21 protein-coding genes are annotated in these 22,561 nt (G+C 66.0%); 13 read left to right on the top strand and 8 right to left on the bottom strand.

All coding sequences use genetic code 11. The features are described from left to right. From HF203_RS02085 to bamC, 4 genes are all read left to right on the top strand, one after another. Positions 1-1,578, top strand: a complete 1,578-nt coding sequence (locus HF203_RS02085; RefSeq protein WP_168666125.1) for an NADH-quinone oxidoreductase subunit M — start codon at positions 1-3, stop codon at positions 1,576-1,578. 92 nt (positions 1,579-1,670) lie between these two features. Continuing rightward, positions 1,671-3,113, top strand: a complete 1,443-nt coding sequence (gene nuoN / locus HF203_RS02080) for an NADH-quinone oxidoreductase subunit NuoN (protein ID WP_168666123.1) — start codon at positions 1,671-1,673, stop codon at positions 3,111-3,113. A 136-nt stretch (positions 3,114-3,249) separates the two neighbouring features. Then, on the top strand, positions 3,250-4,125 hold the full coding sequence (gene dapA, locus HF203_RS02075) for a 4-hydroxy-tetrahydrodipicolinate synthase (RefSeq protein WP_168666121.1): 876 nt from the start codon (positions 3,250-3,252) through the stop codon (positions 4,123-4,125). A gap of 167 nt (positions 4,126-4,292) precedes the next feature. Beyond that, a complete protein-coding gene (gene bamC, locus HF203_RS02070) occupies positions 4,293-5,405 on the top strand; it encodes an outer membrane protein assembly factor BamC (protein ID WP_246221614.1) in 1,113 nt (370 codons plus the stop codon). Between the two features lie 244 nt (positions 5,406-5,649). Here bamC and HF203_RS02065 read toward each other — a convergent pair whose 3' ends face one another. Continuing rightward, on the bottom strand, positions 5,650-5,943 hold the full coding sequence (locus HF203_RS02065; protein ID WP_168666117.1) for a hypothetical protein: 294 nt from the start codon (positions 5,941-5,943) through the stop codon (positions 5,650-5,652). A gap of 37 nt (positions 5,944-5,980) precedes the next feature. Then, on the bottom strand, positions 5,981-6,631 hold the full coding sequence (locus HF203_RS02060; protein ID WP_168666115.1) for an ankyrin repeat domain-containing protein: 651 nt from the start codon (positions 6,629-6,631) through the stop codon (positions 5,981-5,983). A gap of 98 nt (positions 6,632-6,729) precedes the next feature. Between HF203_RS02060 and HF203_RS02055 the strand changes: the two genes are divergently transcribed. Next, complete coding sequence (locus HF203_RS02055; RefSeq protein ID WP_168666113.1) at positions 6,730-7,116, top strand: hypothetical protein; 387 nt, start codon at positions 6,730-6,732, stop codon at positions 7,114-7,116. Here the strand turns inward: HF203_RS02055 and HF203_RS02050 are convergent. Then, positions 7,092-7,670: a nucleoside deaminase gene (locus HF203_RS02050; protein ID WP_168666111.1), complete on the bottom strand. Its 579-nt coding sequence runs from the start codon at positions 7,668-7,670 to the stop codon at positions 7,092-7,094. The two genes, HF203_RS02055 and HF203_RS02050, sit on opposite strands and share 25 nt — an antisense overlap. Positions 7,671-7,830: 160 nt before the next feature. Here HF203_RS02050 and HF203_RS02045 point away from each other — a divergent pair, with 160 nt between their 5' ends. Further along, complete coding sequence (locus tag HF203_RS02045) at positions 7,831-8,427, top strand: YceI family protein (protein ID WP_168666109.1); 597 nt, start codon at positions 7,831-7,833, stop codon at positions 8,425-8,427. Between the two features lie 175 nt (positions 8,428-8,602). Next, on the top strand, positions 8,603-8,788 hold the full coding sequence (locus HF203_RS02040; protein WP_168666107.1) for a hypothetical protein: 186 nt from the start codon (positions 8,603-8,605) through the stop codon (positions 8,786-8,788). A gap of 63 nt (positions 8,789-8,851) precedes the next feature. Here the strand turns inward: HF203_RS02040 and fabA are convergent, their stop codons facing one another. Together fabA and HF203_RS02030 are read right to left on the bottom strand one after the other, a co-directional pair. Next, entirely contained in the window at positions 8,852-9,367 is a 516-nt protein-coding gene (gene fabA, locus HF203_RS02035) for a 3-hydroxyacyl-[acyl-carrier-protein] dehydratase FabA (RefSeq protein ID WP_168666105.1), read from the bottom strand. Between the two features lie 122 nt (positions 9,368-9,489). Then, complete coding sequence (locus HF203_RS02030; protein WP_168666103.1) at positions 9,490-11,214, bottom strand: proline--tRNA ligase; 1,725 nt, start codon at positions 11,212-11,214, stop codon at positions 9,490-9,492. 230 nt (positions 11,215-11,444) lie between these two features. Between HF203_RS02030 and HF203_RS02025 the strand changes: the two genes are divergently transcribed. The 4 genes from HF203_RS02025 (at position 11,445) to ilvC (ending at position 16,102) form a co-directional block, all read left to right on the top strand. Beyond that, positions 11,445-12,485, top strand: coding sequence for a PilZ domain-containing protein (locus tag HF203_RS02025; protein ID WP_168666101.1), 1,041 nt, complete (start codon positions 11,445-11,447; stop codon positions 12,483-12,485). A 208-nt stretch (positions 12,486-12,693) separates the two neighbouring features. Continuing rightward, positions 12,694-14,457, top strand: a complete 1,764-nt coding sequence (gene ilvB, locus HF203_RS02020; RefSeq protein WP_168666502.1) for a biosynthetic-type acetolactate synthase large subunit — start codon at positions 12,694-12,696, stop codon at positions 14,455-14,457. Between the two features lie 31 nt (positions 14,458-14,488). Next, entirely contained in the window at positions 14,489-14,980 is a 492-nt protein-coding gene (ilvN, locus tag HF203_RS02015; RefSeq protein WP_168666099.1) for an acetolactate synthase small subunit, read from the top strand. Between the two features lie 105 nt (positions 14,981-15,085). Next, the gene (gene ilvC, locus HF203_RS02010; protein WP_343043871.1) at positions 15,086-16,102 is read left to right on the top strand and encodes a ketol-acid reductoisomerase; all 1,017 of its coding nucleotides are present in this window, start codon (positions 15,086-15,088) and stop codon (positions 16,100-16,102) included. A 68-nt stretch (positions 16,103-16,170) separates the two neighbouring features. Here ilvC and HF203_RS02005 read toward each other — a convergent pair whose 3' ends face one another. Together HF203_RS02005 and HF203_RS02000 are read right to left on the bottom strand one after the other, a co-directional pair. Then, positions 16,171-17,607, bottom strand: coding sequence for a histidine kinase (locus tag HF203_RS02005; protein WP_168666088.1), 1,437 nt, complete (start codon positions 17,605-17,607; stop codon positions 16,171-16,173). A 146-nt stretch (positions 17,608-17,753) separates the two neighbouring features. Then, entirely contained in the window at positions 17,754-18,659 is a 906-nt protein-coding gene (locus HF203_RS02000) for a diguanylate cyclase domain-containing protein (protein WP_168666085.1), read from the bottom strand. Positions 18,660-18,934: 275 nt separating this feature from the next. Here HF203_RS02000 and HF203_RS01995 point away from each other — a divergent pair, with 275 nt between their 5' ends. Beyond that, positions 18,935-19,558, top strand: a complete 624-nt coding sequence (locus tag HF203_RS01995) for a response regulator (protein ID WP_343043862.1) — start codon at positions 18,935-18,937, stop codon at positions 19,556-19,558. Between the two features lie 14 nt (positions 19,559-19,572). On the opposite strand, the gene folE is transcribed toward HF203_RS01995, so the two are convergent. After that, positions 19,573-20,211, bottom strand: a complete 639-nt coding sequence (gene folE / locus HF203_RS01990) for a GTP cyclohydrolase I FolE (protein ID WP_168666075.1) — start codon at positions 20,209-20,211, stop codon at positions 19,573-19,575. Between the two features lie 445 nt (positions 20,212-20,656). Here folE and HF203_RS01985 point away from each other — a divergent pair, with 445 nt between their 5' ends. Then, on the top strand, positions 20,657-22,432 hold the full coding sequence (locus HF203_RS01985) for an N-acetylglutaminylglutamine amidotransferase (protein ID WP_168666073.1): 1,776 nt from the start codon (positions 20,657-20,659) through the stop codon (positions 22,430-22,432). Positions 22,433-22,561: the final 129 nt, after the last annotated feature.

Genomic DNA, 22,561 nt, shown 5'->3' with positions numbered 1-22,561 from the left:
ATGTATCAGTTTCCGCTGCTGACGCTGCTCATCTGGCTGCCGATCGTCGGCGGTATCGCCGTGCTGGCCAGTGGTGACAGGTCAGCCTCCACCTCCAAGTGGACCGCACTCGGCTTCGCCGTGCTCACCTTCGTCTCCAGCCTGTGGCTGTGGTTCGGCTTCGATCCGGGCACCGCCGAGATGCAGTTCGCCGAGCGGGTGGCCTGGATCCCGACCTTCGACGTCTATTACGCACTCGGCGTCGATGGCATCTCGATGCCGCTGATCATCCTCACCGCCTTCATCACCATCTTCGTGGTGATCGCCGGCTGGGAGGTGATCAGCTACAAGCCGAGCCAATACATGGCCGCCTTCCTGATCATGGAAGGGGTGATGATCGGTGTGTTCTCGGCGCTCGACGCGGTGCTCTTCTACGTCTTCTGGGAGGCGATGCTGATCCCGATGTTCATCATCATCGGGGTCTGGGGCGGCCCGAACCGGGTCTATGCGACCATCAAGTTCTTCATCTACACCTTCTTCGGATCGGTGTTCATGCTGGTGGCGCTGATCTATCTGTACTTCCAGGCCGGCAGCTTCAGCATCCTCGACTTTCACGCCCTCGAGCTGGGGATGACCGCGCAGACGCTGATCTTCATCGCCTTCCTGCTCGCCTTCGCAGTGAAGGTGCCGATGTTCCCGGTGCACACCTGGCTGCCCGACGCCCACGTCGAGGCGCCGACCGGTGGTTCGGTGATCCTGGCGGCGATCATGCTCAAGATCGGCGGTTACGGCTTCCTGCGCTTCTCGATGCCGATCGCCCCGGACGCTAGTGCCGCGCTCGCCTGGCTGATCATCGCCATGTCGTTGATCGCGGTGGTCTATATCGGCTTCGTCGCCCTGGCTCAACGCGACATGAAGAAGCTGATCGCCTACTCCTCGATCGCCCACATGGGCTTCGTTACCCTCGGCTTCTTCATCGTCTTCGCCATCGTGCAGAACTCGACGGCCGGCGCCGGCGCGGTGATGGGGGTTGAAGGCGGTCTGGTGCAGATGATCTCCCACGGGTTCATCTCCGGCGCGCTCTTCCTCTGCGTCGGCGTGCTCTACGATCGGGTGCACTCGCGCGAGATCGCCGATTACGGTGGCGTGGTCAACACCATGCCCTGGTTCGGTGCCTTCTTCGTCTACTTCGCCATGGCCAACTCGGGGCTGCCGGGCACCTCCGGGTTCGTCGGTGAGTTCATGGTCATCCTCGCCACCTTCCGCGCCAACTTCTGGTGGGCGTTGCTGGCGGCCACCACCCTGATCCTCGCCGCGGCCTACACCCTGTGGATGATCAAACGGGTGGTGTTCGGGCCAGTGGCCAACGACAAGGTCGCGGCGCTCAAGGACCTCGATCGGCGCGAGACCTTCAACCTCAGCGCGCTGGCCGCGGTGGTGCTGGCGCTCGGTCTGTGGCCGGCGCCGCTGCTCGAGGTGATGCACACCTCGGTCGAGCACCTGGTCACCCAGGTCACGACCTGTAAGCTGCCGGCCGAGGAGGTCGGTGCCTGCGTGCTCAGCCGGCCCGAGCCGCTCGCTGCTGTCGCCCAACCCTGACCCCTATGTCGCGTGCAGGCCCGGGACGATGGTCCGACTGACCGTCGTCGCGGGCGCCGCAGACGCGGATCTACTCTCACTGGAAGATTCACATGCACTTCGACGCCGCCAACCTCTTGCCGATCCTGCCCGAGATCGCGGTGCTGCTCACCGCCGCCATCGTGCTCGTGGTCGATCTCTACATCGATGAACGTCATCGCGAGGTGATCCACGGACTGACCCTGATCGGTCTGGTGGTCGCCATCGCGCTGACCGGCGTGGTCGGTGGCGGCGCCACCGAGCTGGTGTTCGCCGGTAACGTGGTGCGCGACCCGTTGGCCGACCTGCTCAAGGGGGCGATCCTGGTCGTCAGCCTGCTGGTGTTCATCTACGCTCGTCCCTGGCTGCGCGATCGCGGCATGCTGGTCGGCGAGTTCTACATGCTTGGTCTGTTCTCCATCCTCGGCATGTTGGTGATGGTCGCGGCCAACAGCTTCGTCACCGTCTATCTCGGCCTCGAGTTGCTGGCGCTGAGCCTCTATGCGCTGGTCGCCTTCGATCGTGACTCCTCGCGTGGGGCCGAGGCGGCGATGAAGTACTTCGTGCTCGGTGCCCTAGGCTCGGGCATGCTGCTCTACGGCATCTCCATGGTCTATGGCGCCACCGGCTCGGTCGAGTTCGGCGCGGTGGCCGAGGCGCTCGCCACCCAGGGCATGGAGAACAAGGTGCTGGTCTTCGGCCTGGTGTTCATGGTCATCGGCATCGGCTTCAAGTTCGGCGCCGTGCCCTTCCACATGTGGTTGCCTGATGTCTACGAGGGTGCGCCGACGCCGGTGGTGCTGCTGCTCGGCAGTGCGCCGAAGATCGCCGCCTTTGGGCTCGCCATCCGCCTGTTGGTCGATGGCCTGGGCAGCCTCCAGGCCGATTGGCAGGGGATGCTGCTGATCTTGGCGGTGTTGTCGATCGGACTGGGCAATGTGGTGGCCATCGCCCAGCGCAACATCAAGCGGATGCTCGCCTACTCGACCATCTCGCACGTCGGTTTCATCTTCCTCGGACTGCTCGCCGGCACCGAGCAGGGCTATGCCGCGGCGATGTTCTACACCATCACCTATGCGGTGATGGCCACCGGCGCCTTCGGTATCCTCATCATCCTTAGTCGCAAGGGCTTCGATGCCGAGCGCATCGAGGATCTCAAGGGGCTCAACGAGCGTGACTCCTGGTATGCGGCGATGATGGCCCTGGTGATGTTCTCGATGGCCGGGGTGCCGCCGCTGGTTGGCTTCATGGGTAAGCTGTTGGTACTCGAGGCGGTGGTACGCATCGGCTTCGTGTGGCTGGCGGTGGTGGCGGTGATCTTCTCGATCATCGGTGCCTTCTACTACCTGCGGGTGGTGCGCTACATCTACTTCGACAAGCCCGAGGAGGATGCGCCGGCGCTGGCCAGCAGCGGCGGGGTGCGGGTGGCGATGTCGCTCAACGGGTTGGCGTTGCTCGCGCTCGGGGTGTTCCCGGCGACCCTGCTGGCGTTGTGTCAGTCGGTCTTCGGCGCCTGATCCAGGCACGCCACGGCGATCGTCGTGGTGTGTCGCTCGGCATTCCTTGTCTCATGGTGATGACGCGCGGCGTGGCGGTTGTCTCGACGCGTTCGCGCAAGCTACCATGACCGCTTTGCTCTAATGGAGTCCACGCATGTTACGCGGCAGCATCGTTGCGTTGATCACGCCCATGCACGCCGATGGCACGGTCGATGAAGAAAGCCTAGGCGCGCTCATCGACTGGCATGTCGAGTCCGGGACCACGGCGATCGTCGCCGTCGGTACCACCGGCGAGTCGGCCACCCTCGACGAGGATGAGCACTGTGCGGTCATCCGCCGTTGTGTCGAGTTCGCCGCTGGGCGTATCCCCGTCATCGCCGGTACCGGCGCGAACTCGACGCGCGAGGCCATCGCGCTGACCCGTTGCGCCCAGTCGGCTGGGGCCGACGCCGCGCTGCTGGTCACCCCCTACTACAACAAACCGACGCAGGAAGGACTCTATCTGCACTTCAAGGCGATCGCCGAGGCCGTCGACCTGCCGCAGATCCTCTACAACGTCCCTGGACGGACCGCCTGCGACATGCACACCGAGACGGTGGTGCGACTGGCCACGATCGATAATATCGTCGGCATCAAGGACGCGACCGCAGATCTCGCCCGGTTGCCGGCGTTGCGCGCGGGTTGCGGGCCGGACTTCGCCCTCTACAGTGGTGACGACGCCACCGGCTGCGAGTTCATGCTGCGTGGCGGTGACGGGGTGATCTCGGTGACGACCAACGTCGCCCCGCGCCAGATGCAGGCGATGTGCGCTGCGGCGCTCGCCGGTGAGCGCGAGCAGGCGTTGGCCCTCGATCAGGCGCTCGCCGGCCTGCATACCGAGTTGTTCGTGCAGTCCAACCCGATCCCGGTAAAATGGGCCGTCTCCGAGCTGGGACGCAGCCCGCGCGGGATCCGGTTGCCGTTGACCTGGCTCTCCGATGAACATCACGGACGCGTCAGGGCCGCCATGGAGCGGGCTGGTCTCCTCTGATCCCCACGCCAGGCCCGGGGCGTGTCGTCTGCCGTGACGGCGTGTCCCGGTTGGCGCCCCACGCGTCCCCCAACTCCACTGAGAGGTTGCCGACGTTGAGAGCAAGTTTCTGGCTGCCCGGTGTCTGTGCCGTGGCGCTCCTGGTCCCCCTGATAGCCGGTTGCGGTATGTCCGCCATCAATGAGGCGCTACCCGATCAGCGTCTCGCCTACAAGCACCAGCGTGAGGCGGGTGAAAACCTCGAGATCCCACCGGATCTGGTCGGTAGCAGCTTCGACGACGCGCTCGATGTGCCTGGGGTCGTGGGCGGCACCACCACCTACTCCGAATACTCCGGTTCGCGCGCAGCGCGCTCTCGTATCGCCGCCTCGGGGTCGACCGAGGTCCTGCCCGAGGTCTCCAATGTCGATCTCGAGCGCCGGGGCGACGAGCGTTGGCTCGAGGTCGAGGGCTCGCCGCAGCAGGTGTGGTCGCGGGTCGTCGCCTTTTGGCGCGAGCAGGGCATCCTGCTGCTCGAACAGGACCCGACGGTCGGGGTGATGCGTACCGACTGGCTCGATAATCGTGCCGAGATCCGCAAGGACTTCGTCACCCGGATGCTGAGCAAGGTCGTCGAGGGCGTCTATGCTACCTCGACCCGCGACCAATATCGGGTGCGTATCGAGCGCGGGATCAAGGCGGGGACCACCGATATCCATCTCAGCCATCGCGGCATGGAAGAGAAGCTGGTCACCAATACCCTGGGCGACAGTGAGCGCACCGTCTGGGAGCCGAGCGGGCGTGATGCCGATAAGGAGGCCGAGATGCTGCGCCGGCTGATGGTCTATCTCGGGGCCTCGCAGCAGCGTGCCGCCACGGCACTCGCCGCCCGTGGTGGTGTGGCCGAACAGCCGCGAGCCCGGCTGCTCGATCGAGACGGTGTCCAGGTGTTGGCGATCGACGAAGAGTTCCGCCGCGCCTGGCGCCTGACCGGTTCGGCGCTTGATCGCGCCGGATTCGCCGTCGAGGATCGCGATCAGAGCAACGGTCTCTACTATGTCCGTTACGCCGGCGCGACCGGCGAGGGGCGTGGGTTGGCCGACGAACAGCCGGGGATGTTCTCGCGCCTGGCCTTCTGGCGCGACAAGGACAAGGATGGTGTTGGGGTGCAGCGCTATCAGATCCAGGTCGAGGGCGACACCCAGACCTCCCGCGTGCGGGTGCTCGACGACAAGGGGCGGATCGATGATTCGACCAGCGCTGAGCGTATCCTCGCACTGTTGCAGGCCGAGATCCGCTGACGCTATGACTGGCGGCCGAAGGGGCGCTGCGTGAGTGGGGTTACCGCCCTCGGCAACCCCTTAGCTGCCGCCATTGCGCCGACTGGTCTCTGAGCCGGCGGGCTCCGGGACCCTCGCCGCACCCCGGTCGCCCCGCCGGTCGATCGCGGGGTGTGGTGTTCGGACGGCCCAATCCAAGCCCCCAAGACCCAGTCGTCTTCCCGCCTTCCGGTGCCCTCGGGGCTAGGCCGGTGTGCGGTCTCGCTTAGTCCTCGGCCTCGGCCAGCCAGCCCTGCAACGCGTTGACCAGTGACTGTGCCTGGGCGCGGCTGGAGATATTGAACTTCGACTGCTGTCGATACTCGCCGCTGCGCTTCTGATAGCGGCGGATGGTGAACTTGTCCGGGCCATAGCTGTTCTTGGCGCGGTCCCAGTCGCGATAGCGGAAGACGATGGTCGTCCAGCTCCCCTTGGTGAGGATCACCTTGTCGAGCTCTTGGGTGGTTTCGATCCCGTCCTCGACATAGCGCACGGACAGGTCATCGACCGTTTCGGTCATTGCATGGATCTCCTTGATGATGATGGGCGGGCCGGGCTCAGTCGTCGCCGTGCGCGCCGTTGCGCAGCAGCAGTCGCTCGATGTTGCCGGCGTCCGCGCCGACCCCGGGCTGGCGTGCCAGCTCGAGGGGGAGGCGTCCGTTGCCATCGGCGCGGTTGACGTCCGCGCCATTGTCGATGAGTCTGGAGACGGCGTCGAGATGGCCGCCGGCGATGGCCAGGTGCAGCGCGTTGCGCCCTTGGTCGTCGGGCTGATCGATGGCGGCACCCTGCGTGAGCAGGAAGGCATGGACATCGCGGTCGGCGTTACCGGCGGCGGCCAGGTCGAGTAGCAGTTGTTGCGGCTCGAAGTTGGCGCCGGCCTCGATCAGCATCTCCGCGAATAGGATCTTGCCGTTGCCCAGCGCCACCTCGAGCGGGCTCTGGCCGGCGTGGTTGGGCCGTTCCGGATCAGCGCCGTACTCGAGCAGGACGCGCCCGATACTGACGCGGTTGGTGCGGGCGACGATATGGAGTGGATAATCGCCGGCCGCGTCGGGCTGGTCGTCGATCCCCTCCCAGTAGAGGTGGCGCTTGACCTGGTCGAGGTCGCCGACCTCGAGCGCACGGAATAGGTTGAGCGTCGGCGGTGGCGGTTCGCTACAGGCGCCGAGCAGGACAACGAGCAGGATGAACAGTAAACGATGCATCGGATGACGGGTGAAATCGCCGGCGACAAGGCTCGGTCGATGGTAAAGCCAGCCCTCGGGGCGGCGCAAGCCGCGCGTCGGCGCGCTGGAGGTGAGCGATGATCGGTAAGTTACTGCTGACCCTGGTGGTGATCGTCGGTGCCTCACTGGTGTTGCGCTCGCGTTGGCGGCGCGCTGCCGGGGTGTCGCAGGGGCGGGCGCCGGTGGTGCCGGCACGTGCACTGCGTTGGACGGCCGCTGGGCTGGTGGTGGTGATGGTCGGTGCCAGCACGGTCTATCTGCTGCGTGACTGGCACCAGGACCACGCGGTGGTCGAGGTGCGGGTGATCAATGTCGCCAGTGGTGCCGAGACCCGCTACCTGGCGCGGCGTGGGGCGGTCGAGGGTCGTCGCTTCCGCACCCTCGAGGGCATCGAGGTGCGGCTGGCTGACGTCGAACGCATGCTCCTGCTCCCGACGGCTCAGGTCGATGCCCCTGGGCCGTAGTGCTCGCCGCCGCTGGCGGCATAGTGTTCGAGCACGGCGATTGCGCGCGGGCGCAACAGGTCGCGGGTGACGGTGATGCCGCGTTGCGCATAGCCGGCCACCCAGTTCTCGGGCTTGTCGCCCTCGTCGAAGCCGATCGCGCGCACGTCGCTGTCACGTGCCCCACAGCACAGTGCCTCGACCCCGCTCCAGGGGATCGCCCCCATGCACATGGCACAGGGTTCGGCGCTACTCACCAGCACGCAACCGCCGGGACAGGCGCGCCCCAGGTCGTCGTCGCCGAGGCGTTGTTGTGCGCTCGCCAGGGCCAGCATCTCGGCATGGGCGAGCGAGCAGTGGCTGGGGCCGACCCGATTCACCGCGGCGCCGAGCAGTTGGCCATCGGCGCGTGTGAAGACCGCTGCGGCGAAGGGGCCGCCGCTGTGCTGGCGCACAGTCTCCTCGGCGAGGGTGAGTACCAGCGCCATCTGCGCAGTCGGGTCGGTGAGGGTCGAGGGCTGGTGCGCGAGCAGGGCGGGCAACCAGTCGGGGTGGGTGATGTGGATCGCTTGCATGATGATCGACTCGAACGGGTCAACGGACCCCTCGATACTGGCATGCGCCGCCCCCTTGGGGAAGGGGGCTTGAATTCCGCCTCTGACCCTTAACCTCTCTGACTGATCGCGCCGCCGGTGGCGGTGTCGGCACCCATGATCAGTTGGAAGGGAGATGATGATGCGTGATTCGATCCGTGCCCTGACCTGTGCCGGGCTGCTCGTCGCGACCCCGGTGCTGGCCGACTGGACGCTCGATCCTGAACGCTCGCGGCTGAGCTTCGTCTCGATCAAGTCCGGTGATGTCGGTGAGGTCAACACCTTCGAGGAGGTGCATGGCGTCGTCGGTGACCAGGGGGATGTCACCGTAACGCTGATGCTCGACAGCGTCGAGACGCTGATCCCGATCCGCAACGAGCGGATGCGCGAGCTGTTGTTCGAGACCACCGATTATCGCGAGGCGGTGCTCGAGGCCAAGGTCGATCCCGAGCTGCTAGCCGGGCTCGAGGTCGGGGCGATGATGCCGCTGACCGCCGAGGGGCGGCTGTCGCTGCACGGTGAGCGCCAGCCGATGACCATCAGCATGCAGGTTGCGCGACTCGACGAGACGACCTTGATGGTGGCCAGCACCAAGCCGCTGATCGTCGATGCCGAGAAGTTCGGGCTGAGTGATGGGGTGGAGCAGTTGCGTGAGATCGCTGGGCTCGAGCGCATCGCTCGGGCGGTGCCGGTGACCTTCGTGGTGACCTTTGTCGCCCAGCCTCAGGCGCCGGAGTGACTGGTGTCAGCGACCGACGACCATCCTGGCATCGCTTGACTTGTCTCGGCCGAGTTTGGACACTCGGCAGACGCGGCCGAGCCGCGTGGCGGTCTCGGCGACCGGCGCGCGGGGTCAGACCCCGGGGCATGGTGCCGTGGGGCGCGGTCGCGAGCGTGACGAGGTTCGTTTAGCCATGAAGTGGTATGCCATCCTGCTGGGTGCGGCGATCGGTGCGATCGGCGGCATCGCGGTGGGTTATTTCCTGATCCCGCACCTGCTGCCCAGCAACGACGCGACCCAGCCGCTCGAGGGCGCGTTGCCCAGTGCGCAGCCGGCCGTCGCTGTGATCGCGGCGATGCCCGTGCAGCAGGCAGCCTGATTCCGCCTGGTGCACCAACGCCGACCTCGGCCGGCGTTGGTGCACACCGTTCTCCACGTCCCCTCAGAATCCCTCGGTCGAGGTGAAGAGTCCCACGCGCAGATCCTTGGCGGTGTAGATGGTGCGACCGTCGACCTGGACGATGCCGTCACCGATCCCGAGTACCAGTTTGCGGGTGATCACCCGCTTCATGTCGATGTGATAAGTGACCTTGCTCGCCTGGGGCAGGACCTGGCCGGTGAACTTGACCTCGCCGACGCCGAGCGCGCGCCCGTGCCCCGGGTTGCCGATCCAGGCCAGGTAGAAGCCGACGAGCTGCCACAGTGCATCGAGCCCGAGACAGCCGGGCATCACCGGGTCGCCGGGGAAGTGACACTGGAAGAACCACAGGTCGGGATTGACGTCGAGTTCGGCGAGGATCTCGCCCTTGTCGTGGCTACCGCCGAAGTCGGCGATGCGCAGGATGCGGTCCATCATCAGCATGTTGGGGACCGGCAGCTGGGCATTGCCGGGCCCGAACATCTCACCGTGGCCACATGCGAGGAGTTCGTCCCGGTCGAAGGAGGCTTCTTTGGTCATGATCGTGATTCTGCTGTCAGGAATGGGCAGCGGCGGCGCCGTTGACGACGCCGCCACTCGAGGAACGGCGCCATGCTGGGCCGTCAGCGGGGCGGGGGGGGGGTTGCCGCCCCACCGCCGGGTCAGGCGGTCTGCTGCAGGCGCTCGCGCACGAAGTCGACGATGGCTTCGACCGCAACGAGCTGCATCTCGGCGTCACGACGGCCCTTGTACTCCACCATGCCCTGGTCGAGTCCCTTGTCACCGACGACGATGCGATGGGGGACGCCGATCAGCTCCATGTCGGCGAACATGAATCCGGGGCGGGCGTCGCGGTCGTCGAGCAGGACGTCGACACCGGCCTTGCGCAACGCGTCGTAGAGCTGCTCGACGGTCTCGCGCACCCGGTAGGACTTACCCATGCGCATCGGTACCAGGGCGACCTCGAAGGGGGCGATGGGCGCTGGCCAGCAGATGCCCTTGTCGTCGTGGTGCTGCTCGATGGCGGCGGCGACCACGCGCGAGACGCCGATACCATAGCAACCCATGGTCATCGCAGTGGCGCGTCCGTCCTCGCCGAGCACCGTGGCCTTCATCGCTTCGCTGTATTTGCGTCCGAGCTGGAAGATGTGACCGACCTCGATGCCTCGGGCGATGGTGAGGGTGCCCTGGCCGTCGGGGCTGGGGTCGCCCTCGACCACGTTGCGCAGGTCGGCGACCTCGGGCAGCGCCAGGTCGCGCTCCCAGTTGAGCCCGAACCAGTGCTTGCCGTCGCTGTTGGCGCCGGCGGCGAAGTCGGCGGCGACCGCCACGGCGCGGTCGACGATGCAGGGGAGCGGCAGTTCACGCGGGCCGAGCGAGCCGGGGCCAGCGCCGATTGCGGCGCGGATCTCGGCCTCGCTGGCCATGCGCAGCGGGCTGGCGACCTGGGGCAGCTTCTCGGCCTTGATGGCGTTGAGTTCGTGATCGCCACGCACCACCAGTGCGACCAGCTCGGCCTCGCAGTCCTCGGCGGCGGCGACCACCAGGGTCTTGACGGTGCGCTCGATCGGTACCCCGAAGCCTTCGACCAGATCGGCGATGGTGCGGGTGTCCGGGGTGTCGACCAGGCGCGCCTCCTCGCCCGGGGCGGGGCGCGCGGCGCGCGGCGCGACGGCCTCGGCCAGCTCGACGTTGGCGGCATAGTCGCTAGCATCGGAGAAGGCAATGGCGTCCTCCCCGGAGCTGGCGAGGACGTGGAACTCGTGCGAGGCGCTGCCGCCGATGCTGCCGTTGTCGGCCTGTACCGGGCGGAAGTCGAGTCCGCAGCGGGTGAAGATGCGGCTGTAGGTGGCGTGCATCTCGCGATAGGTCCGCTCGAGCGAGTCGTCGTCGAGATGGAAGGAGTAGGCGTCCTTCATCAGGAACTCGCGTGAGCGCATCACCCCGAAACGGGGGCGGATCTCGTCGCGGAACTTGGTCTGGATCTGGTAGAAGTTGATCGGCAGCTGTTTGTAGCTCTTGATCTCGTTGCGTGCCAGGTCGGTGATGATCTCCTCGTGGGTGGGGCCGAAGCAGAACTCGCGCTGGTGACGGTCACGCAGCCGCAGCAGCTCCGGGCCGTACTGTTCCCAGCGTCCCGACTCCTGCCACAGCTCGGCCGGCTGGATCGCGGGCATCGAGACCTCGAGCGCGCCGCTGCGGTCCATCTCCTCGCGCACGATGCGCTCGACCTTGCGCAGCACCCGCAGTCCCAGCGGCAGCCAGGTGTAGAGGCCGGCGGCGAGCTTGCGGATCATGCCGGCGCGCAGCATCAGCTGGTGACTGGCGATCTCGGCGTCGGCAGGGGTTTCTTTGACGGTGTGCAGTGGGAATTGGGATGTGCGCATTGGGGCAGGCGTGAGGACGTAAAATGCGAGAGTTTAGGGTGCAACGGGGGTGAGCACAACGGGCGTGCCGATAGCACGCTCGTCTTCGGATGCTTGCACCCAGGCGATACCTTCTTCATTGTGTTGCTCTGTGCGCGTTCCGCACAGGACGTGCAGTCTATAATGAAGGGATAATCATCATACGCGGAACCAGCCGGGCTCCGTGTAGTTGGCGCAATGTGATCCTCTCGATGAGCAAGCAAGCAGAGTCCAGTTACCACGAGCGGCGCACCCAGGCACGGATTCACGCCGAGATTCCCATCAAGGTTCGGCTGCCTGGACGTGATCGATCCGTCTCTGCGCTCAACCAGGATCTCTCCTGGGGTGGGGCGCGCTTCATCATCACCGACAAGGCGCTCAATGGTCAGCTGCCGAGCCGTGAGGGCGGTCCGCTGACGTTGTTGCTGCCCTGGACCGGCGGTGGCCAGATCACCGCCGAGGCCGATGTGGCCCGGGCGCAGCGTTTCGCCGACGGTCGCTGTCAGGTGGCGGTGCGCTTTCGCAGCCTGTCGCCGCGCAGTCAGGCGCGGCTCGAGAAGCTGCTCAACATGCTCTGTCCCCGCGACGGGGGGAATGGCCCGGCGTTGGTGCGTGAACTCAACATCACCATGGCTGATGCCAGCGACATGCGCCATACCCTCAAGCAGGTCGTCACCGGCGAGGTCGCGCTCAGCGCCTTCGAACGCTATGACGTCGACCAGAGCATCCGCCTAGTGATCCGAGGCGATGGCGACCTGCCGTCGCTGCGGCTGCGGGCCCGGGTGCTCGAGGTCGACGAGGCGCGTAGTGCCGATGCCAACTGGCCCGCCCTTTATTCCCTGCGCTTTGCCATCGAGCACCCGCGCCCGATGCTCAAGAAGCTCGTCGAGTTGCTGCTCGAGCAGCTGCCGAGCGATTGGAAGAGCCAGGAGTCGAGCTATGCCGAGGCCCCGGACTGGTTGCGCGGCGCGCATCTGGCCAGTCCCAGCGAGGTGGTGCCGGTCTCGGACGATGTCTGTTCGGCGCTCGAGGCACGTTATCCCGATGCCCTCAACTATCTGGCGCTGGTGTGGGGTGATCCTGAGGCCTTCGACCTGCGTTTCCAGGACCTGATCCTCGGTGAGTATGCCGAACCCGGTGGCTGGCCGGAGGATGCCTGGGAGGAGCTGGGTCTGCTTCAGGATGTCCACGATCTGGCCTTCGGGGTCCCGAGCGTGCGTGACAACCCGTTGCGTGGTGGGCGGGTGATCTGAACCTCGGCCTGGCTTGACCCCCGTGCTGGATGCCTGTAGTTTCGATCCTTTTTCAACCATTTTCACCTGTTTCCCCTGGCGCCGCCCTCGGCCCCGCGTGCTCGACCGTATCGTGGTCGAGGTGGTCGCTGTGGTTCGTCGAGCGTCGTGGTGTCGGGGTGGGTGATCGGAGGTCGTAGAGGTGACACTGTCAGTGGAGCCGGATGAGATGGGCGCGGACGCGGCCGAGGGGCTGTCTGGACCGCTGTTGAGTGGCGGCGAGATCGTCGTCCAGGCACTGGCCGACGAGGGCGTCGAGTGCGTATTCGGCTATCCTGGTGGCGCCGTTCTACACATCTACGATGCGCTCTTTCGGCATGGCGCGTTGCGTCATATCCTGGTGCGCCACGAGCAGGCTGCGGCCCATGCCGCCGATGGCTATGCCCGTTCCACCGGCAAGTGTGGTGTCTGCCTGGTCACCTCGGGACCCGGTGCGACCAATGTGGTCACCGGTATCGCCACCGCTTACATGGACTCGATCCCGATGGTGGTGCTCACCGGACAGGTCTCGACCCCGGTGATCGGCAGCGATGCCTTCCAAGAGGTTGACACCGTCGGCATCACCCGGCCCTGTGTCAAACACAACTTCCTCGTCAAGGATGTGCGCGACCTGGCGCTGACCATCCGCAAGGCCTTCTACATCGCGACCTCCGGACGTCCGGGACCGGTGGTGGTCGACATCCCCAAGGATGTTACCGACCCCGGTATCAAGGTCCCGTATCACTATCCGCGCGAGGTGCGGATGCGCTCCTACAGCCCCATCGAGAAGGGGCACTCGGGGCAGATTCGGCGCGCCGTGGAGCTGATGCGTGCGGCCAAGCGTCCGGTGTTCTACACCGGCGGCGGGGTGGTGCTTGGCGAGGCCTCGGGGTTGCTGACCGAGTTGGTGCGTGAGACCGGCTTCCCGATCACCAGCACGCTGATGGGGTTGGGGGCCTATCCGACGACCGATGAGCAGTTCCTCGGTATGCTCGGCATGCACGGGACCTACGAGGCGAACATGGCGATGCACGAGACCGATGTGCTGATCGCCATCGGGGCGCGCTTCGACGACCGTGTCACTGGCAAGATCGAGCACTTCTGCCCGAATGCCAAGATCATCCATGTCGACGTCGATCCCTCCTCGATCTCCAAGAACGTCAAGGTCGATGTGCCCATCGTCGGTCAGGTCGGCAAGGTGCTCGAGGAGATGCTGCGGCTCTATCGCGAGCATCCGGTCGGTGCCGAGGCCGACACCGCGCGTGCCGCCTGGTGGGAGCGGATCGGGCAGTGGCGCGCGCTCGAGTGCCTCCAGTACGACCGCACCAGCTCCGCGATCAAGCCGCAATTTGCCATCGAGACCCTGCACAAGGTCACCAAGGGGGATCTCTACCTGACCTCGGACGTCGGTCAGCACCAGATGTTCGCGGCCCAGTTCTACCCCTTCGAGAAGCCGCGGCGCTGGATCAATTCCGGCGGACTCGGCACCATGGGCTTTGGTCTGCCGGCGGCCATCGGCGTCCAGCTCGGCCATCCCGATGCGCAGGTCGCCTGCGTCTCCGGCGAGGCGAGTATCCTGATGTGTATCCAGGAGCTGGCCACCTGCATGCAGTACGGACTGCCGATCAAGGTGATCCTGCTCAACAACGGCTACATGGGCATGGTGCGGCAGTGGCAGGAGTTCTTCTACGATGGCCGCTACGCCCACTCCTACGTCGACGCGGTGCCCGACTTCGTCAAGCTCGCCGAGAGCTTCGGTCATGTCGGTATGCGTGTGGAGCGCCCAGAGGAGCTGGAGTCGGCGATGCAGGAGGCGTTCGCGATGACCGACAGGTTCGTGTTCCTCGACGTCGTGGTCGATCCCACGGAGAACGTCTATCCGATGATCGCCGCCGGCAAGGGCCAGCACGAGATGCAGCTCTCCCCGAGCCTGTCCGATCGAGAACTGGCCTGAGCGCTGCGCCGATACAAGACGAGAAGATCACATGAGACACATCATCGCCGTGTTGCTCGAGAACGAGGCGGGCGCGCTGTCGCGCGTCGCCGGGTTGTTCTCCGCCCGTGGCTACAATATTGAATCCCTGACCGTCGCCCCGACCGACGACCCCACGTTGTCGCGAATGACGCTGGTGACCACCGGCAACGACGACATCGTCGAGCAGATCAAGAAGCAGCTCAACAAGCTCGTCGACACCGTCAAGCTGCTCGATCTCTGCGAAGGGCCGCACATCGAGCGCGAGATGATGCTGATCAAGGTGCGAGCCGAGCGGCGTGACCGCGAGGAACTTAAGCGCCTGGTCGACATCTTCCGCGCCAAGATCATCGACGTCACCGACACCAGCTACGTCATCGAGCTGACCGGTGCGACCCACAAGCTCGACGCCTTCATCGATACCGTGCCCGAGGGGCTGATCATCGAGGTGGTGCGCTCCGGGCCGACCGGGATCTCCCGTGGCGAGAAGGGTCTGACCATCTAGCCCTGGCTTCATGCGGCGCTCGTACCACGGTGTCCGGGCGCCTTCTTCTTCCATATCCGTCGCCGCGCGGATATCACCATCCGATAGGATCCACACCCAATGAGCATCAACGTTTACTACGACAAAGACGCCGACCTGTCCCTCATCCAGGGCAAGCAGGTCGCCATCATCGGCTATGGCTCGCAGGGCCACGCCCATGCCAATAACCTCAAGGACTCTGGCGTCTCAGTGACCGTGGGCCTGCGCGAGGGTTCGTCCTCGGCGGTCAAGGCGACCAATGCCGGGTTGACCGTGAAGTCGATCGAGGAGGCCGTCGCTGGTGCCGACGTGGTGATGGTGCTCGCCCCCGACGAACACCAGGGCGCGCTCTACCGCGACCAGATCGCCCCTAACATCAAGCAGGGCGCAGCGCTCGCCTTCGCCCACGGCTTCAACGTCCACTTCGGCCAGATCGAGCCGCGTGCCGACCTCGACGTCATCATGATCGCCCCCAAGGGCCCCGGCCACCTGGTGCGCTCGACCTACACCCAGGGCGGCGGCGTGCCGAGCCTGATCGCCGTCTACCAGGACGCCACCGGCCAGGCCCGCGACATCGCCATGGCCTACGCCTCGGCCAACGGTGGTGGCCGTGCCGGCATCATCGAGACCAGCTTCCGTGAGGAGTGCGAGACCGACCTCTTCGGCGAGCAGGCAGTGCTCTGCGGCGGTCTGGTGTCGCTGATCCAGAACGGCTTCGAGACCCTGGTCGAGGCCGGCTATGCCCCTGAGATGGCCTACTTCGAGTGCCTCCACGAGGTCAAGCTGATCGTCGACCTGATCTACGAGGGCGGCATTGCCAACATGCGCTATTCGATCTCCAACACCGCCGAGTATGGTGATCTCACCCGTGGTCCGCGCGTCGTCAACGCCGAGTCCAAGGCCGAGATGAAGCGGGTGCTCGAGGAGATCCAGTCGGGTCAGTTCGCCAAGGAGTTCATCCTCGAGAACCAGGCCGGCGCGCCCTCGCTCAAGGCCCTGCGTCGCATCGGCGCCGAGCACCAGATCGAAGAGGTCGGCGAGCGTCTGCGCGAGATGATGCCCTGGATCCGCGAGCAGAAGCTGGTCGACAAGACCCGCAACTGATCGTCCCCGCTGGGGTGGTCGCGCGACCACCCCTCACCCGCGCCCTGCCGGGCGCGAGGTCCTCTCCCTCATCCCCCGCCGTCTTTGTCCCCGTCGGTGAGTGCCTGTGGTGGCAGCTCGACGCGGATGAGTTGACCGCCATCCTCCACCAGCAGGGTGCCTCCCAGCGCCTGTAGTCGCAGCTCGAGTAACTGGCCGAGCGTCGTCCCCGGGAGCGCGTTGGCCGTTGCTGGCGCAGCGATCACCAGGCTGATCTCCAATCCTCCTCGGGGCGCGTCGGTAAAGCGGATCCGTGCCAGCGGATAGTGCTCGAGCAGGGTGCTGAGCGTGTCGAACATCAGCAGCCGGGTGCGACGGGTCGTGATCGCAGGCCCGGCCTCGAGTTCGAGAGAGGGGGGGGGACGCCCTGCTGACGTTTCTACCAGGACCAGGCGTGAGAGCGCCTCGGCCAGACCGAACTCGTAGAGCAAGGGGGGGCTGAGTCGGGCACAGACCGCACGCATCGAGCCGATGGCGTCGTTGATCAGTTGATAGACGCGGTGCAGCGTTTGTTGGGAGGCGGTGTCGCTATCGCGCGCCAGGCGCTGGGTGGTGAGTGCTGCGGCGGTGAGTAGTTGCATCGGGTCATCATGGAGGGTGCGGGCGAGGCGATGGGCCTCCTCTCCCTGGGTGACCCGTTCGTGATCGAAGCGTCGCACCAGGTCACGCATCGTCTCGTTGGTTTCGCCGCGCAGGCGGACCTGCGCGACCGCCAGTGGTAATGCAATCCCGATCAGCACTAGCAGCACCTGATAGAGCGGGGTCAGCGTCGGGGTGCCGAGCAGCCCGATGGCGAACAGGGTCAGTAGCTCGAGGACGCACAGCAGCACCAGGGTGGTGCGTGGTCCGAGGGCGGCGCCGAGCACCACCGCCAGTGGCAGCGTCAGCAGCATCGCCGCTGGCGCCAGCGCGAGCAGGTCGTGCCCGGCCAGGGGGGTGGCCAGGAGTGCAAGCAATAGCGCCAATCCCAGGGTGGCCTGCATCGCCTCGCGTAGCGAGGGCAAGGGCTGGCGTGGGCTGCGGCGATGCTGGCGCAATGACAACAGCGCTGCGGTGACCAGCAAGGAGATGAAGATCGCCCCGGCCTCACCGGGTGGGCGGGCCTCGGTGTCGGGCAGGAACGGTGCCTGCACCGCAGTGGCCACGAGTGCGGTGGCGGCGATGGTCAGCAACGCGGTGATCGAGGGGGTGGGGGAGGAGCGCCCCTGGCTCAGCCAATAGCCGAGTGCACCATAGAGGGGTAGGGGGGCGAGTGTCGCGACCAGGTTGGTCTCCGCGCTGCTCAACAGCGCCGTCACCAGGGTGGCGAGCAACGGCAGTAGCAACGCCCGCACGCCGCCGAGCATGACTGCCGCCAAGGTGAGGGCCGCCTCGGGGGCGCAGAGTGGTCCTGCGGGCCAACCTGGGGTCTGCTGCAGCAGGATCCAAAGCGGGACGTAGCTCAGCGCCAGGAACAGCGCGCGCACGATCATCCTCCTGGAGACGCCAGGCGCCCTGGGGCGCTTCGGTATCCGTTCAGCCGCGCTCGCGGGCGCGGCCGACCGGGCACATGGAGCGGCTAGGATAGAAGAACGACCGGCAAAAGGCGATTGCGCGATCAGCGATTTCGAGGTCAATTCACCAACAGCGCGCCCTGGGCGCGCTCATGGCAGCGCTGTTCCCCCTGTGCGAGCAGCGCCTCCGGGGTGATCGCCTCCTCGGGGTAGCAGGCAAAGCCGACTCGGGGGTGGAACCGGTGGGCGGTGCCTGCCAACTCGATGGGGGTGGTCAAGGTGGCATGGATACGCTTGGCCACGCGCGCGACCTTGGTCTGGCCGGTGATGTCGCTGAGCAGGAGTGCCAGGCGGGTGGTGCCGATTCGGGCCAGATGGTCCTGGCGTCGGCGGCCGTGCTGCAGGCGTTGGACGCAGGTTAGCACCAGCGGCTCGATCCGTGCGGGATCGGTGCGGCGGCAGGCATGGTCGAGATCGATCACCAGCAGTGCGCAGGCGTGGTTGAGACGACGGTGCTGCTGCAGTAGGCGATCGAGCAGTTCAATGAAAAGGGGTTGCTCGAGCCGGGGGCAATGGCTGCGATCGGCATCGCGTCGTGGGACCTGGCGCAGCACCAGCGTGTAGCCGCTGGTGCCATCGGGTGCGGGGAGGATGCGACCGTCGATGGGGAACAGGGCGCCGTCGTGGTGCTGCCCGAGCAGTCCGGCATGGCTGAGGTCGATCCCGTCCGGATGAGGGCTGCTGTCGAGTTGTTGTAGCAGGTCGCTGAGGCGCTGCTGGCTCTGGCGTGCGACGAGGTGCTTCCAGGAGGCGCCGTGGAGTTGGGTCGGGGTGTGGCCGAACAGGTACTCGACACCGCGATCACAAAGCTCGATTCGTTCCTGTGCGTTGATGCAGACGAAGACCTCGGGCGTTGTCTGCGGTGGCGCATAGGGCGCGTGGTGTGAGGCATGCACCACCCTGGCGTAGGGTGGCGTGCCGACTTGCCCCGGATGATGGTCGGACTGGACGTCGGGCGAGTTCATGGGTGAATGGTGTCTTGCTGCAACTGGTTGGGCATTGGTCCCCGCTGGGCGGGGTGCTCGTGCGCCGCGCCGGCTCTCGGGGCGGGGCTGGACGAGCCAATGTATTCGAGTTTCATTGTCCCAGTGCGGCGATGACGCTAAGATCAGGGATCCCCTGATGCCGGCATCGGGGGATTATCTCGATCGAGTCCTCCTGTCTGGGGCGATCTTCACGAAACGTGTCTTGATCGGTGGCATACCTGCAAGTGAACGACCCCGTAAAACGTATTCTCATCGTGGATGACCATCCGCTGGTTCGGGCCGGTCTGGCGAGCCTGATCGCCGCCGAACCGGACCTCGAGGTCTGTGGTGAGGCCGAGACCCTGCGCGAGGGGCTGCGATTGGTGCGCGAGCTGACGCCCGACCTGACCATCGTCGACCTCTCGCTCGAGGATGGCAATGGTCTGGAGCTGATCAAGCGGCTCAAGGTCCACGATGCGGAGATCCGCATCCTGGTCTGCTCGGTGCACGAGGAGGCGCTGTTCGCCGAGCGCGCCATCAGCGCCGGTGCGCTCGGCTACATCAACAAACACAAGGGAATCGACGAGGTGATCGCCGCGGTGCGCCAGACCCTGGCCGGGCGGATCTATCTCAGTGCCGATATGCAGCAGCGCTTCGTCGAGGGGTTCGCCCAGAAGCGGGCGCCGGCGCAGTCGCCGGTGGAGCTACTCACTGACCGCGAGTTGCAGGTGTTCATCCTCATCGGTGAGGGGGTGTCGAACGCTCGCATGGCCGAGCGGTTGCATCTCAGCGTCAAGACCATCGAGACCCATCGCGAGAAGATCAAGCGCAAGCTGCAACTCTCCTCGGCCGCCGAGCTGGTGCGCTACGCGGTCCAGTGGCAGCTCGAGCAGGGGTGATCGAAGGGGCTGCATTAGCCACGCACGAAGGACATGAACTCGGCGCGGGTGCGCTGATCACTCTCGAAGGTGCCGCGCATCGCACTCGAGACCGTGGTGCTGCGCTGCTTCTGGACCCCGCGCATCATCATGCAGGTATGGCTGGCCTCCATCACCACCGCCACGCCGTGCGCGCCGAGATGTTCCATCAACGCGTCGGCGACCTGATTGGTCAGTCGTTCCTGGACCTGTAGCCGGCGCGCGAAGGCGTCGACGACGCGCGCGATCTTGCTCAAGCCCACCACCTTGCCGTTGGGCAGATAACCGACGTGCGCGTGCCCGAAGAAGGGCAGCATGTGGTGCTCGCACATCGAGTAGAACTCGATGTCGCGCACGATCACCATCTCCTTGGCATCCTCCTCGAACAGCGCCTTCTTGATGATCTCCTCGGCCGACATCTGGTAGCCGCTGGTGAGGAAATCGAGCGCCTTGGCCACGCGTAGCGGGGTGCGCTTGAGGCCCTCGCGCTCGGAGTCCTCGCCGAGTGCGTCGAGCATCTCGCGTACCAGTCCCTCCTTGCGCGGATCATAGACCTCTGTCTCCGATTCGGCCTCGAAGCTGGTGGCGTAGTGACTGTGGGTGACGATCTTCGGGGCGCTCGCTTGTTCTGCCATCTGATGCCTGGTCCATTGCTGATCTGAAAGACGTGACCGGGCCGGTCTCGGGGCTTCGGGACCGTGCTCGATCCAGCTCCGACAATGGGGATGGAAAGAAAAAACGGAATGGTCGCTGACCCTTGTTGTGGGTCGTACACGTCGCGTCGGTGGAAACACGTTTCGGTGTCGGTTACCATAACTGCCCGATTCTTCGCGAAATCCAAGATCTGCGGACGAAAGGCCATGAGTGCTCAGCCGATCGGTCCAGCCAGTCTCCCCACCCCCACCGCGTGTTGCGGTGCGGTCCGTTCCGGGGTCACGAGCCGTTGATTTTCAATGGCGTCGTGTCTACGCCCCTCGGTCATTGCGGGCCACCCCTCGTGGATTGGCCGTCCTCTCGTTTCGAGTCCGACCCCGGTCGGCTGCCGTGGATGTCTTCGCCCAATCCTAGGAGAACCTGACTATGTGTGGTTTCTGCGGTGAGATCCGCTTCGACGACCTCCCGGCGAACCTTGACGCCCTGAGTGCCATGAATGCGGCCATGACACCGCGGGGCCCCGACGGTCATGGGGTCTGGCAGCAGGGCGCGGTGGCGCTCGGTCATCGTCGGTTGTCGATCATCGATCTGAGCAACCATGCCGCGCAGCCGATGGTCGACAGCCAGCTTGGTCTCTCGATCGCTTTCAACGGGTGCATCTACAACTACCGTGAGCTGCGCAGCTCGCTCGAGGGCAAGGGCTATCGCTTCTTCTCCGAGGGTGACACCGAGGTGGTGCTCAAGGCTTTCCACGCCTGGGGCGATGCCTGTGTCGAGCGTTTCCACGGCATGTTCGCCTTCGCCATTGCCGAGCGTGACAGCGGGCGGTTGACCCTGGTGCGCGATCGGCTCGGCATCAAGCCGCTCTATCTCGCCGAGGTCGCCGGCGGGCTGCGCTTTGCCTCGACCCTGCCGGCGCTGCTCGCCGGCGGCGGCGTCGACACCGAGATCGATCCGGTGGCGCTGCACCACTACATGCACTTCCACTCGGTGGTGCCGGCGCCGCACACCATGCTCGCCGGGGTGCGCAAGCTCGCGCCGGCGACCATCCGCGTCGTCGAGCCCGATGGCCGTCAGCGCGATCGCTGCTACTGGTCGCCGAGCTTCGAGCCGTTGGCCGAGGAGCGTGGACTCGGCTACGAGGACTGGCAGGAGCGCGTCCTCGCGGCGCTGCGCACCGCCGTCGAGCGCCGTCTGGTGGCCGATGTCGACGTCGGTGTGCTGCTCTCCGGCGGGCTCGACTCGAGCCTCATCGTCGGCCTGCTCGCCGAGCACGGCCAGCGCGGACTCAACACCTTCTCGGTCGGCTTCGAGTCGGTCGGCGGCGAGGCCGGTGATGAGTTCCAGTACTCCGACATCATCGCCCGTCACTACGGCACTACCCATCACAAGATCCGTGTCGACTCGGCCGCGCGGCTGCTCCCGGAGCTGCCCAACTGCGTGCGGGCGATGTCCGAGCCGATGGTCAGCCATGATGTCATCGGCTTCTACCTGCTCTCGCAGGAGGTGGCCAAGCACGTCAAGGTGGTGCAGAGCGGGCAGGGGGCCGATGAGGTCTTCGCCGGCTATCACTGGTACCCGCCGATGGTCGGCAGCAGCGACCCGGTCGGTGACTATGCCCGCGCCTTCTGCGATCGTAGCCATGCCGAGTTCTGCGAGGCGGTCGATCCGCGCTTCCACGGCGCCGACCACAGCCGCGCCTTCATCGCCGCGCACTTCGCCGGCGCCGGCGCCAGCGATGCGCTCGACAAGGCACTGCGGCTCGATCAGCAGGTCATGCTGGTCGACGACCCGGTCAAGCGGGTCGACAACATGACCATGGCCTGGGGGCTGGAGGCGCGCGTGCCCTTCCTCGATCACGAGCTGGTCGAGCTGGCGGCGCGGATGCCCGGCGAGCACAAGCTCACCGACGACGGCAAGGGCGTGCTCAAGGCGATCGGGCGCAAGATCATCCCCAGCGAGGTGATCGATCGGCCTAAGGGCTATTTCCCGGTCCCGGCGCTGAAGTATCTGCGCGGCGAGGTGCTGGAGACGGTGACCGACCTGGTGCGCTCGCGCCGTGCCCGCGAGCGCGGGCTGTTCCGCTCGGAGTATGTCGAGCACCTGCTGGCCGCGCCGGACGAGCACATCACCCCGCTGCGCGGCTCGAAGCTGTGGCAGGTGGCGTTGCTCGAGCTGTGGCTGCAGGAGCACGGGATCTGAGCGCGGGTGGCGTCAGGGAAAGACACCTGCCGGGCCGCCCGGCATGCGTTGAATCATGCGCTCGCAGCCGCCGCGCGGTGACTGCGAGCGCTTGGCCAGGGGTTCGGCCGGATGTCTTCGAGCGGACCT

Origin of the sequence: Marichromatium bheemlicum (assembly GCF_012276755.1) — a bacterium.
Classification (GTDB): domain Bacteria; phylum Pseudomonadota; class Gammaproteobacteria; order Chromatiales; family Chromatiaceae; genus Marichromatium; species Marichromatium bheemlicum.
This window is presented reverse-complemented; position numbering and strand designations above follow the sequence as displayed.

Excerpts from the sequence above, each read along its gene's own strand:
- HF203_RS01985 (WP_168666073.1), top strand. The coding sequence starts at position 20,657 with ATGTGTGGTTTCTGCGGTGAGATCCGCTTCGACGACCTCCCGGCGAAC.
- HF203_RS02065 (WP_168666117.1), bottom strand. The coding sequence starts at position 5,943 with ATGACCGAAACGGTCGATGACCTGTCCGTGCGCTATGTCGAGGACGGG.
- HF203_RS02025 (WP_168666101.1), top strand. The coding sequence starts at position 11,445 with ATGAGCAAGCAAGCAGAGTCCAGTTACCACGAGCGGCGCACCCAGGCA.
- HF203_RS02050 (WP_168666111.1), bottom strand. The coding sequence starts at position 7,670 with ATGCAAGCGATCCACATCACCCACCCCGACTGGTTGCCCGCCCTGCTC.
- fabA (WP_168666105.1), bottom strand. The coding sequence starts at position 9,367 with ATGACCAAAGAAGCCTCCTTCGACCGGGACGAACTCCTCGCATGTGGC.
- HF203_RS02055 (WP_168666113.1), top strand. The coding sequence starts at position 6,730 with ATGATCGGTAAGTTACTGCTGACCCTGGTGGTGATCGTCGGTGCCTCA.
- bamC (WP_246221614.1), top strand. The coding sequence starts at position 4,293 with ATGTCCGCCATCAATGAGGCGCTACCCGATCAGCGTCTCGCCTACAAG.
- ilvB (WP_168666502.1), top strand. The coding sequence starts at position 12,694 with ATGGGCGCGGACGCGGCCGAGGGGCTGTCTGGACCGCTGTTGAGTGGC.
- HF203_RS02000 (WP_168666085.1), bottom strand. The coding sequence starts at position 18,659 with ATGAACTCGCCCGACGTCCAGTCCGACCATCATCCGGGGCAAGTCGGC.
- HF203_RS02030 (WP_168666103.1), bottom strand. The coding sequence starts at position 11,214 with ATGCGCACATCCCAATTCCCACTGCACACCGTCAAAGAAACCCCTGCC.
- folE (WP_168666075.1), bottom strand. The coding sequence starts at position 20,211 with ATGGCAGAACAAGCGAGCGCCCCGAAGATCGTCACCCACAGTCACTAC.
- HF203_RS02085 (WP_168666125.1), top strand. The coding sequence starts at position 1 with ATGTATCAGTTTCCGCTGCTGACGCTGCTCATCTGGCTGCCGATCGTC.
- dapA (WP_168666121.1), top strand. The coding sequence starts at position 3,250 with ATGTTACGCGGCAGCATCGTTGCGTTGATCACGCCCATGCACGCCGAT.
- HF203_RS02045 (WP_168666109.1), top strand. The coding sequence starts at position 7,831 with ATGCGTGATTCGATCCGTGCCCTGACCTGTGCCGGGCTGCTCGTCGCG.
- HF203_RS02060 (WP_168666115.1), bottom strand. The coding sequence starts at position 6,631 with ATGCATCGTTTACTGTTCATCCTGCTCGTTGTCCTGCTCGGCGCCTGT.
- ilvN (WP_168666099.1), top strand. The coding sequence starts at position 14,489 with ATGAGACACATCATCGCCGTGTTGCTCGAGAACGAGGCGGGCGCGCTG.
- HF203_RS02040 (WP_168666107.1), top strand. The coding sequence starts at position 8,603 with ATGAAGTGGTATGCCATCCTGCTGGGTGCGGCGATCGGTGCGATCGGC.
- nuoN (WP_168666123.1), top strand. The coding sequence starts at position 1,671 with ATGCACTTCGACGCCGCCAACCTCTTGCCGATCCTGCCCGAGATCGCG.